This is a genomic window from Brucella rhizosphaerae, assembly GCF_002252475.1.
GTDB lineage: Bacteria > Pseudomonadota > Alphaproteobacteria > Rhizobiales > Rhizobiaceae > Brucella > Brucella rhizosphaerae.
The window spans coordinates 199,360-214,708 of sequence record NZ_NNRK01000025.1 but is presented as its reverse complement, the minus strand read 5'-3'; the positions used below and the strand labels follow the sequence as shown (position 1 = coordinate 214,708).

Genomic DNA, 15,349 nt, shown 5'->3' with positions numbered 1-15,349 from the left:
GCGGATGTTGCCATTGTGGGAAAGCGTGGGTAGGTCATTTGAATGCCGCGATTCTGGCGAAATGCACGCCAGCAAGAGCGGTCATGAACGTTGCTAAGTCAGTGCGCCCGTACCAGAGGAATCCGCACCCGACGACCATAAGAAAGATGCCATGAATCCTGTCGAAGGTTTCCATCAGTTCCCCCACAAATAAAGCACGCCGTAGAATGGCAGCACTGCATTCCAGAAGATGAGCCCTGCCACGGCCAGCAAAAGCGCTAGCGTAAAGCCCGTCAGAGCAAGCGAACGCGCTATCTTGCCGGTGCCATTGCCGACTGGCGTTACGACGTTCACAATAGCACCCATGAGTAAAAGCCGATGGCCACTGCTAAGGCTGCGACAACTGCGAGCCCCATGACGAAACGATCGCCAAGGCCCAGCGCTGTTTCGCTGGACAAGATGCGGTCGTCTTCAACGACGTAGTCTTTGAATGGGGCCATCACGCTACTCCCCTCGTCTTTGTTTTTGTTTTTGCGGTCAGCTTCACCCCCTTGGTAAAGTCAACCGGAATGACATTGTCTTCTTCGGTTCCGACTTCAGAGCCGCCACCGCCGTCGCCATCATTGGCTGGTGGTTCAACTTCGAAGCGCGAAGCTTCCATCGTTCCAAGCCCTGTGCCTGATATCCAGAACCGCACCGTGAGGAACGTACAACCGTCTCGGTCGCCGATTATGACGCCCTTCCAGCCGGTCAGTTTGTGGGTCACAATTGAGCCGGGAAAATCCCAGCAATCGCCGCAATCACAAGTCATGCTGACCTCCGTTGCGTTCTGCTGAACAACACAGGCGCGTTTGACACGTAACGACCGTCTTTAACGATAGCAGTGTCTCGGGCATGAAGCTTCTGAGCGGCTGTTCGATAAGGCTTGCGGTTTGTTGTGTCCCGCTCGCCAGTTCGTGTAAATTTTGTTTGATGCGCCTTGTGTGGCTCATGCAAGTTGTGGGATTTCATTGATATTCCTCCTGTCAGGAGGTTGATCTGTGGCCTGCATTCCGCTGTATCGGCGCAGAGGCCATCTTTGCTCAGGCTGCGATTTCGCCCGGCTGTTTTGTGTTTTGCTCGTAGTTATCGTTCGCGGCTTCCAACGCTCGAATGCGCGGCATTGCGATATAACTCACACAGTGATTGGCCGTGGACCAACCACCGTTAGAAACACACCGCACGACAACGCGGTCGGCTGTAGATTTTGGAATAGGACGACGCAAAATTGAAGCTACCGTCGATCTGGGTAGGCTAAGCGCATTTCCGATCTCGGTCGGGTTAGCTCCTGCCTCGTGCATACGATGCACTTCTTCTATGGTTTCATAATCTTTCATGCTCTCCTCGTGGTTGGTGTCGGTTGACAAATAGCCTTGGTGAAGCCATCTGTGGTCCTGCGCGGGGTGGTACCTGCGAAGGAAAACAGGGTTTGGTTGAGCTTAGCTCCTCCTCGTGTGCCCTGTTATTACGGGGCGGAGCGAGCAGCGGGTGGTGCCGGCTCACAAACTCCGCCTTTTTAGTTTTCGCCATACTATCTGGCGTAGGGCTTTTGTTCGTGTTTGGTCGTCATCCAGATATGACGTTCTGCTGGTAAGGCAGAATGGGTGTTAGGCTGATTTTTTACGGCGCGTGGATGCGGTGGCAGGCGCATTATCGTTAGCCACGCCGGAAGATGGCGTTGTTCCAGCATCAATATCTAGACCGAGATAAATTTTAAGAATGATTTTTGCGCGCTCGCGCTGCTTGGCAGATGGATGACTGGTGCTTATCATGCTTGCGGCGAAGCTGATTTCCCACGGCGTCATTTGACGCAATACCGTTTCAAGCAGCACAAATCCGAGCGCTTGATAATCAGTATATTCAGGTTGACGATCCGTAAGCGGGATGCTGACAGGACGATTTCCAGCCTTAATGTCAGAAATTGCTATTTCTAGGCTTTTGGGATCTGACTTGACTAATGCTCTAGCCATTCACATTCTCCTCTGTGATGTTAAGCAGCGCTTCAATTTGAGATAATACGTCGTCACCGGCTGCTTGAATGGCTTCGACAATTCTTGTAATTCTGCCTAGTGAATTGCTAGTGCGTTGATTTTGTTGTTGAATACTTCCAATTACGTAATTGGGTTTTTCCGAAAGCTGTTGTTGTGAGGCTGATTTCTTTTCTCTGTGCCGCTTAACGGCAGCGGCATTCTTTTCTCTAATCTCTTCCAGAGTAGTATCGCCATTTGCCAACATCATGTACTTGCGGGCGGTTTCGTCGCTAAGGCGAGCATGCGAGAAAAGGAATGCCGACCATCGCATTTCACGGGTCTCTGACAGCCGTTGCTTTGCAGCAGCAAGCTGAATACCGGCAGCAATATAATGCTGCTCGGCTTTATCTAATGCTTTATCACCAGCCTCAATGCGGGCTTTGATTTCACGGCCAACCGTATCAATAGAAATAAGATGATTGGCCAAGACAAAGCTCCATCGTCAACTTACTGTTTTGGCATCTTGCCACGCGCAACATCGCCAGCCTCATATGCGAGGCCAGCGCTCCTGTTGGTCTACGGTGGGTATTTGTTGTTGTCGGTGAAAAGCGCTCTGACTGAAATGTTCATGATCTTCTCCTCGTGTGCCTGGTCGGTCGTCTTGGGTGGCTTTGGTACTTGGCAGACTTACTATCTGTCCGGTCGCGGAAGCTCCGGCTTCTCTTTATGCAATTCATTCTCCTTTTGTGTGTCCCGACCTTCTAAGTGTCGGTTGACGATTGGAAGATATACGCGATTCGTATTTCTGTCAACGAATATTGATACGTTTTTCGTATTTGTAAAAAAAGGGAAGAAAAAAGGCCGCTAATGCGACCTTTAGAATTCAGACGATAATCGTATTATAGAGAGCGCCAAAATTCCCTTGGCATCCGCATTACAAACTTCCTAGCCCACACAATTTCTACATCTTCTATATCCGGAGCATTTGTGCTGGTTAAAGTGTAGAGGCCGGGAACCACACCGCGACGAACGGTTTTTATGAGGACGCGACCATCTTGCAGTTCGACCATGCAAGTTTTGCCGAGCGCGTCTTCGGGTAGCATCTCGATTCCTGAGTAGGCCACCAGATCCCCATCCTCAAAAATGGGATACATGCTGTCGCCGCGAACAATAGCGCCGACTGTGTCTTTCGGGAGTGCGCTACTGATGGTTACATCGTACAGCGGATCGCCATCGTCGATTGGATAAACTTCGGCGCCAGCGCCGACATATCCAAGCACAGGTATCTTTGTGCTGCGATCCGGGAGTGGCATTCCGCTCAGCTTACTCATTATGACCATTTCATTGGCCTTGAGCTGACGCTTGCCCTTTAGAATTTCACTTATCGCAGGCTGTCGGTTTAATCCGAGCTCTTTTGCAACTTGCTCTTGCGTCAACCCACAAGCATCAAGCGCTTCAGCGAACCATTTTATTATATCCGTTTCCATAGCAGATATATCGCATAATCGTATATCTGTGTCATATACGATTTTCGTATTTTTGAATTGACACTAAAATACGTTTATCGTATATGTGTTAGCAGTAGCACGAAGACGGCCTCACCAGCTTAATCTGCTGAATCCACCAAACACGAGGAGTAGAAATCATGAGCAAGACCCCGAGAAGAAGAAGATCGCCAGCACCTCGCAGGAACGAAGTTATCGGCGGCGGATTCTTTGTATTCCGCCGCGGTAAACAGACCGGCCGCGTTAGCGTTGCCACTTCCCTACCGTATGAACACGGCTCGTTCGAGCAAGCACTGGCAGAGGCAACACGCCTCGCCAAGCTCTGCCCCGGAGAAACATACGAAGTTTTCCAGACAAGCGGCGCGATTGCTACCAGCAATCAAGGCTTACTCTTTGCTGAACTCCGCGAGGCAGGTGCCAGCGTTGAGAATGTCGCCAGCGAAGTCTCCGAAGTTAAGGAGGCTGCGTAATGAACCGCGCCCTGCTGGAATTGCTCGCAGATATGGAGCCGGACACGCAGACCGAAGTGAATCGTGCCTGCAGCGACGAGCCAATGCGCCGACCTGACTACCGCGCAAAGAAGCACGCCCGACCCATGCCTTGGGTGCGATATGCAGCGCGAGAAGCCGTTGAAATGACTGTGGTCATCGGTTTCTTCGTGACTGTTGGCGCAGTAGGCCTCGGCGTCACATGATTTATCGTAAGAGATAGCGACGGGGCCGATGAGCCCCAAGATTCCCAACCATCGACGATCCGCGCGTTTTCACGCCACGGGTCGTCACGCTTACCACCACCACCACACGAGGAGCACTAATAATGTCTGTAAGACACATCCTTACCGCCGCCGAGTTCATCGCACAGGGTACGACGGTCGCAGCGATTTTCTCAATCGCCCGTTGGTATCGCGTGAGCGACCCGGCGACTGCAGCAAAGATCAAAGACATTGCATATGAAGTGTCGCGCAAAACGGGCGAGATGATCCGTATGCGTCGTATTAGGCCAGCCAACGACAATCGCCGTCCTTTCAAGCGGAGGGCAGCGTGATGACAGCTGCATCGTACTTCGAGGGCAGAAGAGAACATCCTGTTCCAATAGAATTGAAGGACTCTGCTTTACCTTTCATGTCCACACTAGCCCCATCCCCGCGTGCGCAGGCGTTGGATGAAAGCTTTCGGGAAGGTCTGGAAGCGGCTTGCGGAGTTATCGACGCTCACAGCGAGTATGACCGGCAATTGTGCTGTGACGGTCGCGAATGTGGCTGTTACGGCTCGACCGTTCATCAATCCATGCAGCACTATATCCGCCTTCTCTCGTCTCAGCCTGTAGCGGAACAGCCTTGGTATCTGACAAACCCCGGTTACGATCCTTTTGCAGCTGGCTTCGAAGCGAGACAGGCTGGGGTAGATGAAGATGACAACCCATTCACAGAAGATACATCCAAGGCAAAAGACTGGTCTGAAGGATGGGAAAGCGCCGACAATGAAGCCGATCAAGCGGCGTCTCATGCTGTAGCGGATGGGGTCGATAGTATCGAGGTCATCCCATCATCTGGTTGCGTGTTTGCTGACATGGGCGTTGACCGGCCTGTAGCGGATGGGTGCCGTTATCGCGCTCTTGAAGATGGTGAGATTATCAAGGCTACAGACGAATATTTAGAGGACGATGCTGTCACTTGGACGCTTCTAAATAGGGACTGGTCAGTCGGTGGTAAATATAACCGTATATTTAAGCCAATGCGCCGCCCCTCCCAGCCTCGCCGGAGGTGGCGGGATGAAAACTGTAACTCACCACCACATTTTCAAGCCAGTCTTTGGAACCGGCGTCGCGAGCACCACGCTTTGCGGTCGCGTTGATAACTCCAACGATGACGCGAACATTGCGGATGCCGGCGAAGTCATCACCTGCAAGCTGTGCTCACGTATTCTAGCGGGCGAGAAACACTTCAACGCAAAATGGATTGGATGGAACCCTGACGCCGCCACCCGCCCGACAGGAGGCAGCGATGCAGACGCTTAAAGAACGCGCTGAAAAGTTGGCAGATGACTTGCGTTTTGGTCACTACAACATGGCTACCGCAATAGCTATGATTAGAGAACTTGCTGGGTCGCTTAACACCCGCCCTGCCGCGCCGGTCGAGGGGTTGGAGACGGTTGCTTATCAATACAAAATTCCCCGCAACGGTCATTGGGATAATTTACCGTCTGATTGGACAGCCGATGAATGTAAAGCTTACGGGAAGTATGAAACTCGCGAACTCGTCACCCTTACACAGGCCGAGGCCATCATTGCGGCGAAGGATGAGAGCATCAAGGATGCAAAACTATCCCGTGACGATTGGAAGAAACTTGCAATCGATCTTGGAGCCGACAACGCGGCGCTGACTGCGCGGGTTAAGGAGTTGGAGTTAATTCGGGACAGTCATTCTCGTGACACGCTGCAAGCTTTGCTCGAAAAGCAAGCCCTCGAAACCCAACTCACGGCGGCGAGAAAGGCGTTGGACATCATCTTTACCAATCCCCGCAGCGATTGCGCGATACGTGCAGCCCGCGCCACCTTGGAGGCCAAGCCATGACCTCCGAAGAGAACCGAGCAATCAAAACTCTTAAGGAACTTGAACAAATTTGGCCGTCAAGCCTGTGGGTTTTCTGTACAGGCGGCAGTCTTGCCGTGCTCCGAGTTGGCAGTAAAGGCGAGCGCGTGATGAACGATTTAGGTTGCGTGGACAGCGAGAATGTCGTCGCTTCTTTCGACATACCAAACGATGGGGGAGATTGGTGATGACCCTCATTGACAGACTATCCAAGCTGGACGGGCCTGATAACGAGACTGATGTTCTGGTCGAGGTGGCGCTTTTCAGACCTGACAAGTTTTATAAATCCGCCCGTGCAAACGCCGCTGGCACGAAAGTGGTTTTCACAAGAACGGACGATATGTGCGAAACATTTTGGGCGCGTGATCATACGAAAACACCGGAACGTCGCGCCAAGTCCATCGCCCTCTTGCGCGCAAAGGAGAGTGAACAATGACTGTTGGCATTCCTGTGGGTTTAGCTCTTTTTCTGATGTTCTGTTTCGGCGCGCTTGTTGGGCTTTTCATAGGAACCGTTGCTACACTTTTCAGCTTGCGCGCAAAGGAGGCCAGCCATGGAGAGTAAGGAACTGATCGAGCAAGTCGAGGACATTCTAGAAGCCGCGTTCGTGCAGGAGGATAACTTCACGGTAACGGCTAATGCCATTCTTTCCACTATCCTCGCCGCGCTGCAGGAGCCTACTGAGGAAATGATCGACGCTTACTTTGATCGGTGCCGTAATCTGGGCATTTTCACGCACATCAATGCGAACGCAGCATGGCGAGCCATGATCAACGCCAGCCCACTAGGGGAGCAGGGCGAATGAAGCTGCAACTTGCCTTGAAGGCTGAATATTTCGACGCAATCCGTGACGGCACAAAGACCGAGGAATATCGGCTTGCGAACGCTTACTGGAGGGGAAGGTTGTATGTGGTCGGAAGCAGAACAACTGGACATCGTAGCTTTAGCGGCATCGTCCTGACAAAGGGATATCCGAAGCGAGGTGATACCGAACGCCGTATGGAACTTCCATGGCGTGGCTTCGCTCGCAAGACAATCACCCATCCACATTTCGGCCCGAACCCCGTCGAGGTGTTCGCCATAGATGTTTCCGGTCGCCAAGCCCTGAAAGGCGGTGAGTAGATGGTCACGCCGCCAACGATGCATCCAGGTTGTTCAGAAAGTCGATCAGCTCTTCAGCATCGCGCTTCTTAAGAGAGCAGCATAGTTGCCCATTGAGAGAAACCGCCTGTTGACTGACAGTTTCCTTGACGGCCCAAAGGCCGCTTGGCTGTTCCGACAGATAATAGAAGTTAACTGCCATTGCGATTTGTGGCGTCATCTTAATTTCCTCAGTTTTGGGGAACTGAAACAATAACGCCCACTCGGAATCTTTGTTCCCCCGCAACATGAAATTATGAGGAATCAACATGCACCATGAAAACGACAATGAAGCCGATCTGCTTATGGGTGCCGACGCCATTGCTGCTCATCTTGGAGTGCGACGCAGTCAGGTATATCGACTGGTTTACGATAAAATCATCCCATCCTTCAAACTTGGCGGCACTGTCGCGGCTCGCAAATCAAGCTTGAAGAAATGGATGGAAAGCTTGGAATCAGAGCACGCTGCATAAACCGTGTGTCATGTGCCAAACCGTGTGCCGCCGAATCCCCGGTAGCGCCGGAAAACTGGCGTAAATCCTCATAATTCTCAATAAACGACGACACATGGCTGACAAAGCCACACCAAACTCAAACAATTGAAATCGTTGGGTATTTTTGGTGAGCGCGCAGGGATTCGAACCCTGGACCTACTGATTAAAAGTCAGTTGCTCTACCGGCTGAGCTACGCGCTCCCTTAAGGAACAAATCGTCCCTGGAAGTGCGGCGGAACATAAGGGCGGCTTTCCAATTGGTCAACACCATAAAATCAAGTTTCTCCAACATAAATTCAAAAAAACAGCCCCTGTTGACAGAAACCTCGAGCCGACTGGGCTTGTCGATGAAATCACGACGCACGAATTCAGTTTTTTGGCAGGGGATTTGGCCCATATCCTTCCAAAAATGCAGAATCGTAACACTGAATCAAAGCTACAAAGCGCCAAATTGATTCCAGAAATCGATTCCTGTTGTGCAAATGATAATGTAGGATTCTTCGCGTAACTCATTCCAACGTTTCGGTTTTTCATGTCTTTTGTAGCCAGAGCCTTTTTTCGTTTCAGACATTCCCTTTCCGGCATAGGGCTGGCATTGGGCACTCTGCTGTTTGCAGCATCTCTGACGCCAAGCCTCGTTCCGCGAACTTATGTGATGCAAGGCATCTTGTGCGGGGTGGCATTCGGCTCAGGATATGGTCTCGGCGTTTTTTGGCGTTGGATATGGCACTACCTCGAATTGCCAGAGCCTGGCGACCGTTTGCGAAGCCGTGTTAATCTGATCGTGGGGCTTATTTGTCTGGCAGTCGCCATAGCAGCGCTTTACCTGTCAGCAGGCTGGCAGAACTCAGTTCGATCTGTAATGGGCCTGGAGCCTGTACCGAGTGCCTATCCCGCAAGCGTTTGCGGATTGGCTATCGTTACATTTCTGATCCTGCTGTTGTTGATGCGCGCCCTTATCTGGCTTGGACGCTATATTTCAGCAAAGATACACCGTGTTGTACCCCGAAGAGTGGCTAATGTCGTCGGCATAGCGCTGACTGTCATCCTGATCTGGACAATTGCCAACGGCCTCCTCATCCAGTCAACCTTCGAGGTTCTTGATCGTTCATTCCGCGAGTATGACGCATTGATCGAACCGGACCGCCCGCAACCGGTTGCGGCTTACAAGACGGGAAGCGCCGTGTCTCTCCTGAAATGGGACGAATTGGGACGCGCTGGTCGTGAATTTGTATCTTCGGGGCCAACGGCTGCGGAAATCTCGTCTTTTACAGGGCGTAGCGCGGTCGATCCTATCCGGGTTTATGCGGGATTAAATGTAGCCGATGAACCTAAGCAGCGCGCAGAACGTGCCCTTGATGAACTCAAGCGGCAGAATGGATTTGATCGCTCAATTCTCGTCATCATAACACCTACGGGTACGGGATGGGTTGACCCAGCGGCAATGGATGGCCTCGAATTTCTCCACGATGGCAATGTCGCGAGTATCGCGATGCAATATTCCTATCTCAACAGCCCACTCTCGCTGCTGTTCCAGCCAGAATACGGTGCGGAGGCCTCCCGAGCACTATTCACGACCGTTTACAGTTACTGGAAAACCCTTCCGAAAAACCAGCGCCCGCGGCTGTATCTCTATGGTCTCAGTCTGGGTGCAATGAATTCCGAAAAATCTGTAGCACTGTTTGAAATGCTGGAAGATCCGATAAACGGAGCATTGTGGAGCGGCCCGCCCTTCCCAAGTCGCGACTGGAAACAGATCACGCGAGACAGAAATGCAGACACGCCAGAATGGCTGCCCGTTTTCCGTGATGGTGCTTTCGCCCGCTTCATGAACCAAAATGGAGAAGCGCCCGGCAACGGCAATCGGTGGGGGCCGCTTCGTATCGTCTATCTGCAATATGCCAGCGATGCGGTGGTCTTTTTTGACAGCCACGCGTTCTACCGTCAGCCAGAGTGGATGAATGCTCCGCGCGGCCATGATGTTTCACCGCAATTACGATGGTATCCTGTGGTTACCATGTTGCAACTTGCGCTGGACATGGCTTTTGCGACCACGACACCGCTGGGATACGGCCATGTTTATGCACCGGAACACTATGTGGACGCATGGATCGAGGTTGCTGACATCAATGGCTGGAGCGAAGACCAGATCAACCGACTCAAGCAATATCTGCACCACAAAATGACTGGCGAAGATGTTGAAGGATATGACCAGCGCGGTGGTTAAACAGATGAACGCATGGGCGTTTTCAATGTTTCCCGCCAAACAAAAACAGCCGCCCTTTTGAGGCGGCTGTAATTCTTAAGGCTCAGTTTATCAACGGTAAGGCGAATAGCACAGCTGACGCGGACCGTTGTAAGGCTGGAACGTATTGTCCGATGCGCGGTATGATCTATACCGATTATAGCACCACTGAACGTGGTTGTTGCTGTATCGATAAACCGGCTGAGGCGCTGGCTGCGCGATAGCGCCGCCAATGATCGCGCCAGCACCGAAGGCTGCCAGCGGATACCACCAACCGTCATTGTGACGACGATAGCCATTGCGATAATTGTTATAGCCACGATGGCCATTCCAATAACCCGGGCGCGGACGATGATTGCCGTTCCAGCCCGGACGACCTGGGCGGTGACCGTTCCAGCCTGGACGACCCGGACGATGGCCATTCCAATTGCCATTACCGCGGCGATCCCAGCGATCATTTCGGACCGGGACAACATTATCGCTGCCTGCAACCTGCGCAGTGAGCATGACCGGAGCAGCAGAAACTGGTGCCATTGCACCGATCATGAAAGTTGCGCCGACTAAGCCGACCATCATTTTTTTCAAGGTGTTTAACATCTTCTTCTCCAGTTCAACTGCACACATCATGGTCGATGCTAGATGAACGTGTGCTGAATGATAGCCAAGAATATATAGCACCCTATTTGTCTGACAAGAGACGGACACGCGCAGACCTCGGACATAATTAACGCGAAACTATCCGCGTTTGGAAATGGTCTGATGATGCCAATGAATAAGTATGATTTTATTCGCAATTGCCGTCATTATCAGCTAACTTTACAATCTTCTAACAAGAGTTGTAGCGGCTTGTGTGTGTTGGGGGTGTCGTGTCAACTGAATTGGAATCGGCTAACAATCTCGTCTCGGAATTGATGTCGAAAGATGCCAACCCGTTTCTGGCTGCGGTGGAGCATACGCCTACGCCGATGCTTATCACTGATCCACGTTTGTCGGATAATCCAATTGTCTATGCAAATAAGGCCTTCCTGCAACTGACAGGCCATTCAGCAGATGAAATTATCGGTAAAAATTGCAGATTTTTGCAGGGCCCTGGAACTAGCGCTGAACACGTGACTGCGATCAGAACTGCTTTAAAAGCCCAGACATCGATCGATATAGACGTGTTGAACTATAAAAAATCAGGCGAAGCCTTCTGGAACAGACTGCATATCTCACCAGTCAAAGGCCCCGATGGAGCGCTCCAGCATTTTGTCTCAACTCAGCTTGATGTTACCCTCGAACTCAAACGTCTTGTCGAACTTCAACAAGAGCGAGACTTGCTTTCAAATGAAACCAAACGACGTCAGAACCAGCTCGATTATATCGTAGATGTTGCAAATATCGGCTATTGGACCCGCGATCTGAAGACCGGCAACGTCACCGGCTCTGCTGAATGTCGTCGCATTTTTGGATTCAAAGAACACGAGAATATCAATTTCGACCAGATCATCGACATGGTGGTTCTGGAAGACAGAATGGCTGTACTGCAGCAAACTGAAGAGGCCTTCACGACTGGAGAGCCTTATTCCATGGAATACCGGATCATAAACAGATCAGGCGAAACCATTTGGGTCGAAACACGGGCAAAAGCGCTACTCGGCGATCATCCGACATTGCTTGGTGTCATGTTGGATGTGACTGAACGCAAGCAAACCGAAGCCGACAAAGCCCTTGTGACGCGGGAGATCTCCCACCGCTTCAAGAACTCTATGGCAATGGTACAATCCATTGCCAACCAGACATTGCGCAATGCAAGCAATTCAGAACAGGCAAGCCAGCTTTTCAATGAACGCCTTCATGCTCTCGCACAGGCGCATGACATGTTGCTTCAGGAAGACTGGGGCGGCGCAACCATTACACAAATATCCAATATGGCGTTGGCCCCCTTCAACAGAACCTTCGGCAACCGTATTCGCATAAGCGGCCCTTCGTTATTCGTGAGCGACCGCGTGACCGTGTCGCTTTCGCTGGGTCTGTATGAACTGGCTACCAATGCCGTAAAATATGGCGCCTTATCCAACGAATATGGCGGTATCGATTTCAACTGGAACATTGTCGATGATCAGGGCCAAAAGAAATTCCAGATGTGCTGGGTGGAGACAAACGGACCATCGGTTCCGCGCCCGTCACGCCGTGGTTTCGGGCAGCGCCTGCTAAGACTCGTGTTGGCGGAAGAACTTAAAGCACGATGCGACATTGATTTCGCGCCGTCAGGTCTGAAAATCAATGTTCTGGCACCAATCACCCCCGACGTATTCCCCGGCTTTGACCACAAGATGAAGTCCGGGCAGTTAATCGCCTGAATGTGCCCTGAACTCACTCCAAAATGAATTGCGTTCGTTACGGTTCAGACTCTCAGTAATCCAAAAGCGGATAAGACAAATAACCGCCGTACATATAATACTGTACGGCGGTTATTTTATAAACCGGATAATTCAGAAGTTCACAAACCCGGATTTACCTATTTTGAGCGGCAGCGACCGGTCTTCGTTGTTTCCTTGTCGCCATCGTCATAAGCAATTCCGATTTTTTCTCCGGCTAAAGAAGAAATTTTACCGCTGTACCAATCGCCGGCACCTTTGTAGTTGCACTCAACTTTTGTACCGATTGCCCAATTGTATGGACGTACTTTGCTGATGCTTACAGTTTCGCGATCACCATCATCGTAACGAACGGTAACTTTGCCATCTTTGAGCGCTTCGATAATGCCAGGAAACCAGAATCCCGCATTCTTATAGTTTCCAAGTACCCAATCACCGACTGTCTGGGCACTGGCACCACCAACAGAAGAAATAAGAACGCCTGCTGCCAGCAGAATAGATGTAGTCTTTATCAAAATAACCCCCTCAGGATTTTCCCCGGTGCTGATCCATAATTGAATTCAGCAAATTTTATTTATGATAGTTATTATGAATACACAATGAATAGCCCACTCCATGAAGTATATATTGCCCATCAGGACCCGCTCCGAAAAGCTCCCATGATTTTCGTGACGTAATTTGGTAGGTTTGCGTCTGGACAATAATACCCTCCGATTCATCAGGATTGGGATTGCAGGGAATTTCGTTACACTCGGAAGCCATTGAAATTGTTGCGTCCGCTCTAAGCCAGACGCTCAACGACAATGCATAGAGGCATTTTGACATCTGGTAGAGACTCAGAAAAAGCGCCATATGCTGCGATTATGAACGATAGCTCTGCTCCTCTCTTTGCGGCTCACACCGACGAACCATCTTTCTCTGCGCGCGATGCTGCGGCCGGTGAAACGCGTTTCCTGCCTCAATCGGCGAACGCACCCGCAGTCGAATGGCTGATTGCTGATGGGTTGACGGATTATGAAGAGGCGCTCGCCTTCATGGAAGCGCGCGTTCAGGCCATTCGGGATGGCACGGCAAACGAGCTTGTCTGGCTTGTCGAGCACCCTTCGCTTTATACAGCGGGCACAAGTGCTCATGCGGAAGATTTGCTGACGCCTGACCGTTTTCCGGTATTCAACACTGGCCGAGGTGGGGAATACACCTATCATGGTCCCGGCCAACGCGTTGCTTACATCATGCTCGACCTCAAACGACGCCGTGAAGATGTGCGCGCCTTCGTAACCGCGCTTGAACAATGGATCGTTGAGACGCTTGCGCAATTCAACGTCAAAGGTGAGCGGCGCGCAGATCGCGTTGGTGTGTGGGTAGTACGCCCTGAAAAGCCACTGCTCGCCAATGGCGGTATGTGTGAAGACAAGATCGCAGCCATCGGTATTCGTCTGCGTCGTTGGGTCAGCTTCCACGGCATCGCGATCAATGTCGAGCCAGAGCTCGGACATTTCGATGGCATCGTCCCTTGTGGTATTGCCGAATATGGCGTTACCAGTCTGGTTGATCTTGGGCTTCCCATAACAATGGGCGACGTAGATGTAGCGCTGGGCAAAGCCTTCGAAAGCGTTTTCGGTCCTCGTCAGACCTAGTGGTCTGATTCCGACATTTGCATCCCTCGATGAAGGGCGTTGAGAAAATGTCGGAATCAAAAGGACCACTAGCAAGCTTATGAATCGAGTGGATTTTTTAAATTTGACGTTTGAAACAGCCTTTGTGTCAGTCGGGATTCAAACGTCAAATTCAATCCACTAGAGCTCATCCCGAAAAGCGGGAACCGGTTTTCGAAAAAATTTATGTAAAAATAAGAGATAGAGCATTTCTAACGATTCAACTTAATCGAGAAATGCTCTAGCAAAATCAGGCCGTCTTCACACGTCTCTCACGCATGAAGACGTAGAATCCAGATCCGACAATGATCGCGATGCCAAACCATTTCGACGGCGTCGGAAAATCGCCAAAGACAATGAGACCTACCAGCACTGCATTGACGATTTCCAGATACTGGAACGGTGCAAGCATTGATGCGGGGGCAAGTTTGAATGCCTGTACGACCAGCAAATGACTGACGGTACCAATCGTGCCAAGTAGCAACAGCAATAGCCATGGTTGCAGGCTGTGCGGCAGCGAGAAGGTCAAATCTTCGACGCCAATCGCCGTACCAAGCACCATGGCCAGCCCCGCGAGAAAAGCCCCACCAATGCCCGCATAGAACTGCATGACGACAGGGCCTTCCTTTGCGCCATATTTGCGGTTCAAAATAAGATAGATTGCGAAAGTGACAGCCGTCGCCAAAGGCAGCAGTGATACAGCACCGAAAATCTCAAAGCTCGGTTGAATAACGATCATGGTACCGATCAGCCCGATACCAACCGCACTGAAGCGGCGCCAACCCACCTTTTCCTTCAGAAACACGGCGGAAAGCAGCGTCAGGATCAAAGGTTCTGCGAAAAACACGGCCATGGCATCAGCCAGAGGCATATATTTGACGGCGGTGAAAAAACACGTGCCGCCAAACCCCATCAACGCACCGCGAACCAGATTGCCGGTAAGGTGCGTTGTGCGTAAAGCCGTGAATCCGCCCATGACAATCAACATCAGAAACATCAGCATAGCCTGGATGAAAAACCGCATAAAGGTCACTGTTGCGGGCGGCATATTATCCATCATAGCAAGCCATTTGCCGATGGCATCCATAAGCGGCAGCAGCAATACCGAGAGCACCATGATTGCCATGCCCTTCACATGCGCTTCTACGCCAACTGCCGCACTGCCCTGCATCTCACCACTCGCATTTTTCTCGCTACTCATTGCGCTTACGCGAACGGACCCGGCGTTTCCATCTTAATCGGCTTGAGGAAAGCGTGCGGTTTGACTTTCGCCACGTTTCTGGTGCAAATCCTGTGGCAGATGAATAAAACCCTTTGATAAAGCCCGATGAAAGCAGAACGTAAGGCGAACTTTAGTCGCCTTTCGTAATTT

General features: G+C 51.2%; 26 protein-coding genes and 1 tRNA gene. 13 read left to right on the top strand and 14 right to left on the bottom strand.

Annotated elements, in window-relative coordinates; translation table 11 throughout:
* Positions 1 to 34 precede the first annotated feature (34 nt).
* From CEV32_RS23645 to CEV32_RS08580, 8 genes are all read right to left on the bottom strand, one after another.
* Positions 35 to 175, bottom strand: a complete 141-nt coding sequence (locus CEV32_RS23645; protein WP_167382772.1) for a hypothetical protein — start codon at positions 173 to 175, stop codon at positions 35 to 37.
* Positions 175 to 345, bottom strand: a complete 171-nt coding sequence (locus CEV32_RS23640; protein ID WP_167382771.1) for a hypothetical protein — start codon at positions 343 to 345, stop codon at positions 175 to 177. Before CEV32_RS23640 ends, CEV32_RS23645 begins: the two co-directional genes overlap by 1 nt.
* A complete protein-coding gene (locus CEV32_RS23635; RefSeq protein ID WP_167382770.1) occupies positions 330 to 479 on the bottom strand; it encodes a hypothetical protein in 150 nt (49 codons plus the stop codon). The genes CEV32_RS23640 and CEV32_RS23635 overlap by 16 nt, the downstream gene beginning before the upstream one ends.
* The gene (locus CEV32_RS08600; RefSeq protein ID WP_094576232.1) at positions 479 to 790 is read right to left on the bottom strand and encodes a hypothetical protein; all 312 of its coding nucleotides are present in this window, start codon (positions 788 to 790) and stop codon (positions 479 to 481) included. Before CEV32_RS08600 ends, CEV32_RS23635 begins: the two co-directional genes overlap by 1 nt.
* Positions 791 to 1,061: 271 nt before the next feature.
* Entirely contained in the window at positions 1,062 to 1,355 is a 294-nt protein-coding gene (locus tag CEV32_RS08595; protein ID WP_094576230.1) for a hypothetical protein, read from the bottom strand.
* Positions 1,356 to 1,625: 270 nt separating this feature from the next.
* Positions 1,626 to 1,988, bottom strand: coding sequence for a hypothetical protein (locus CEV32_RS08590; protein ID WP_094576228.1), 363 nt, complete (start codon positions 1,986 to 1,988; stop codon positions 1,626 to 1,628).
* Positions 1,981 to 2,475, bottom strand: a complete 495-nt coding sequence (locus tag CEV32_RS08585; RefSeq protein WP_094576226.1) for a hypothetical protein — start codon at positions 2,473 to 2,475, stop codon at positions 1,981 to 1,983. The genes CEV32_RS08590 and CEV32_RS08585 overlap by 8 nt, the downstream gene beginning before the upstream one ends.
* 412 nt (positions 2,476 to 2,887) lie before the next feature.
* Positions 2,888 to 3,475, bottom strand: coding sequence for a helix-turn-helix domain-containing protein (locus CEV32_RS08580; protein WP_094576224.1), 588 nt, complete (start codon positions 3,473 to 3,475; stop codon positions 2,888 to 2,890).
* A gap of 158 nt (positions 3,476 to 3,633) precedes the next feature.
* On the opposite strand from CEV32_RS08580, the gene CEV32_RS08575 reads away from it, so the two are divergent.
* The 9 genes from CEV32_RS08575 (at position 3,634) to CEV32_RS08535 (ending at position 7,205) form a co-directional block, all read left to right on the top strand.
* The gene (locus tag CEV32_RS08575) at positions 3,634 to 3,963 is read left to right on the top strand and encodes a hypothetical protein (RefSeq protein WP_235818773.1); all 330 of its coding nucleotides are present in this window, start codon (positions 3,634 to 3,636) and stop codon (positions 3,961 to 3,963) included.
* Complete coding sequence (locus CEV32_RS08570) at positions 3,963 to 4,187, top strand: hypothetical protein (RefSeq protein WP_094576222.1); 225 nt, start codon at positions 3,963 to 3,965, stop codon at positions 4,185 to 4,187. The genes CEV32_RS08575 and CEV32_RS08570 overlap by 1 nt, the downstream gene beginning before the upstream one ends.
* 122 nt (positions 4,188 to 4,309) lie before the next feature.
* Positions 4,310 to 4,537, top strand: coding sequence for a hypothetical protein (locus CEV32_RS08565; protein WP_094576220.1), 228 nt, complete (start codon positions 4,310 to 4,312; stop codon positions 4,535 to 4,537).
* A gap of 77 nt (positions 4,538 to 4,614) precedes the next feature.
* Positions 4,615 to 5,346 carry a hypothetical protein gene (locus CEV32_RS08560; protein ID WP_167382769.1) on the top strand — a complete coding sequence of 244 codons (732 nt, stop codon included), beginning with the start codon at positions 4,615 to 4,617 and terminating at the stop codon, positions 5,344 to 5,346.
* Positions 5,347 to 5,495: 149 nt separating this feature from the next.
* The gene (locus CEV32_RS08555; protein WP_094576216.1) at positions 5,496 to 6,065 is read left to right on the top strand and encodes a hypothetical protein; all 570 of its coding nucleotides are present in this window, start codon (positions 5,496 to 5,498) and stop codon (positions 6,063 to 6,065) included.
* Positions 6,062 to 6,271, top strand: coding sequence for a hypothetical protein (locus tag CEV32_RS08550; protein ID WP_094576214.1), 210 nt, complete (start codon positions 6,062 to 6,064; stop codon positions 6,269 to 6,271). The genes CEV32_RS08555 and CEV32_RS08550 overlap by 4 nt, the downstream gene beginning before the upstream one ends.
* A complete protein-coding gene (locus tag CEV32_RS08545) occupies positions 6,271 to 6,519 on the top strand; it encodes a hypothetical protein (RefSeq protein ID WP_094576212.1) in 249 nt (82 codons plus the stop codon). The genes CEV32_RS08550 and CEV32_RS08545 overlap by 1 nt, the downstream gene beginning before the upstream one ends.
* Positions 6,520 to 6,636: 117 nt before the next feature.
* A complete protein-coding gene (locus CEV32_RS08540) occupies positions 6,637 to 6,888 on the top strand; it encodes a hypothetical protein (protein WP_094576210.1) in 252 nt (83 codons plus the stop codon).
* Positions 6,885 to 7,205, top strand: coding sequence for an ASCH domain-containing protein (locus tag CEV32_RS08535; protein ID WP_094576208.1), 321 nt, complete (start codon positions 6,885 to 6,887; stop codon positions 7,203 to 7,205). Before CEV32_RS08540 ends, CEV32_RS08535 begins: the two co-directional genes overlap by 4 nt.
* A gap of 4 nt (positions 7,206 to 7,209) precedes the next feature.
* On the opposite strand, the gene CEV32_RS08530 is transcribed toward CEV32_RS08535, so the two are convergent.
* Entirely contained in the window at positions 7,210 to 7,404 is a 195-nt protein-coding gene (locus CEV32_RS08530; RefSeq protein ID WP_143128802.1) for a hypothetical protein, read from the bottom strand.
* An 88-nt stretch (positions 7,405 to 7,492) separates the two neighbouring features.
* On the opposite strand from CEV32_RS08530, the gene CEV32_RS08525 reads away from it, so the two are divergent.
* Positions 7,493 to 7,696, top strand: coding sequence for a helix-turn-helix domain-containing protein (locus tag CEV32_RS08525; protein ID WP_094576204.1), 204 nt, complete (start codon positions 7,493 to 7,495; stop codon positions 7,694 to 7,696).
* A gap of 146 nt (positions 7,697 to 7,842) precedes the next feature.
* Here CEV32_RS08525 and CEV32_RS08520 read toward each other — a convergent pair.
* Positions 7,843 to 7,918, bottom strand: a tRNA-Lys gene (locus CEV32_RS08520).
* 235 nt (positions 7,919 to 8,153) lie between these two features.
* Positions 8,154 to 8,288 (bottom strand): hypothetical protein, encoded by a 135-nt coding sequence (locus CEV32_RS23975; RefSeq protein ID WP_268876679.1) that lies wholly within the window; start codon positions 8,286 to 8,288, stop codon positions 8,154 to 8,156.
* Here CEV32_RS23975 and CEV32_RS08515 point away from each other — a divergent pair.
* The gene (locus tag CEV32_RS08515) at positions 8,250 to 9,944 is read left to right on the top strand and encodes an alpha/beta hydrolase (protein ID WP_094576202.1); all 1,695 of its coding nucleotides are present in this window, start codon (positions 8,250 to 8,252) and stop codon (positions 9,942 to 9,944) included. The genes CEV32_RS23975 and CEV32_RS08515 overlap by 39 nt on opposite strands.
* 90 nt (positions 9,945 to 10,034) lie before the next feature.
* Here the strand turns inward: CEV32_RS08515 and CEV32_RS08510 are convergent, their stop codons facing one another.
* A complete protein-coding gene (locus CEV32_RS08510; protein WP_094576200.1) occupies positions 10,035 to 10,559 on the bottom strand; it encodes a BA14K family protein in 525 nt (174 codons plus the stop codon).
* A gap of 314 nt (positions 10,560 to 10,873) precedes the next feature.
* Here CEV32_RS08510 and CEV32_RS08505 point away from each other — a divergent pair, with 314 nt between their 5' ends.
* Positions 10,874 to 12,304, top strand: coding sequence for a PAS domain S-box protein (locus tag CEV32_RS08505; RefSeq protein WP_094576198.1), 1,431 nt, complete (start codon positions 10,874 to 10,876; stop codon positions 12,302 to 12,304).
* A gap of 158 nt (positions 12,305 to 12,462) precedes the next feature.
* Here CEV32_RS08505 and CEV32_RS08500 read toward each other — a convergent pair whose 3' ends face one another.
* Positions 12,463 to 12,837 (bottom strand): tudor domain-containing protein, encoded by a 375-nt coding sequence (locus CEV32_RS08500; protein ID WP_167382768.1) that lies wholly within the window; start codon positions 12,835 to 12,837, stop codon positions 12,463 to 12,465.
* A gap of 288 nt (positions 12,838 to 13,125) precedes the next feature.
* On the opposite strand from CEV32_RS08500, the gene lipB reads away from it, so the two are divergent.
* Positions 13,126 to 13,959 (top strand): lipoyl(octanoyl) transferase LipB, encoded by an 834-nt coding sequence (lipB, locus tag CEV32_RS08495; RefSeq protein WP_374883235.1) that lies wholly within the window; start codon positions 13,126 to 13,128, stop codon positions 13,957 to 13,959.
* Positions 13,960 to 14,227: 268 nt separating this feature from the next.
* Here the strand turns inward: lipB and CEV32_RS08490 are convergent, their stop codons facing one another.
* Positions 14,228 to 15,148: a DMT family transporter gene (locus CEV32_RS08490; RefSeq protein ID WP_094576490.1), complete on the bottom strand. Its 921-nt coding sequence runs from the start codon at positions 15,146 to 15,148 to the stop codon at positions 14,228 to 14,230.
* Positions 15,149 to 15,349 lie beyond the last annotated feature (201 nt).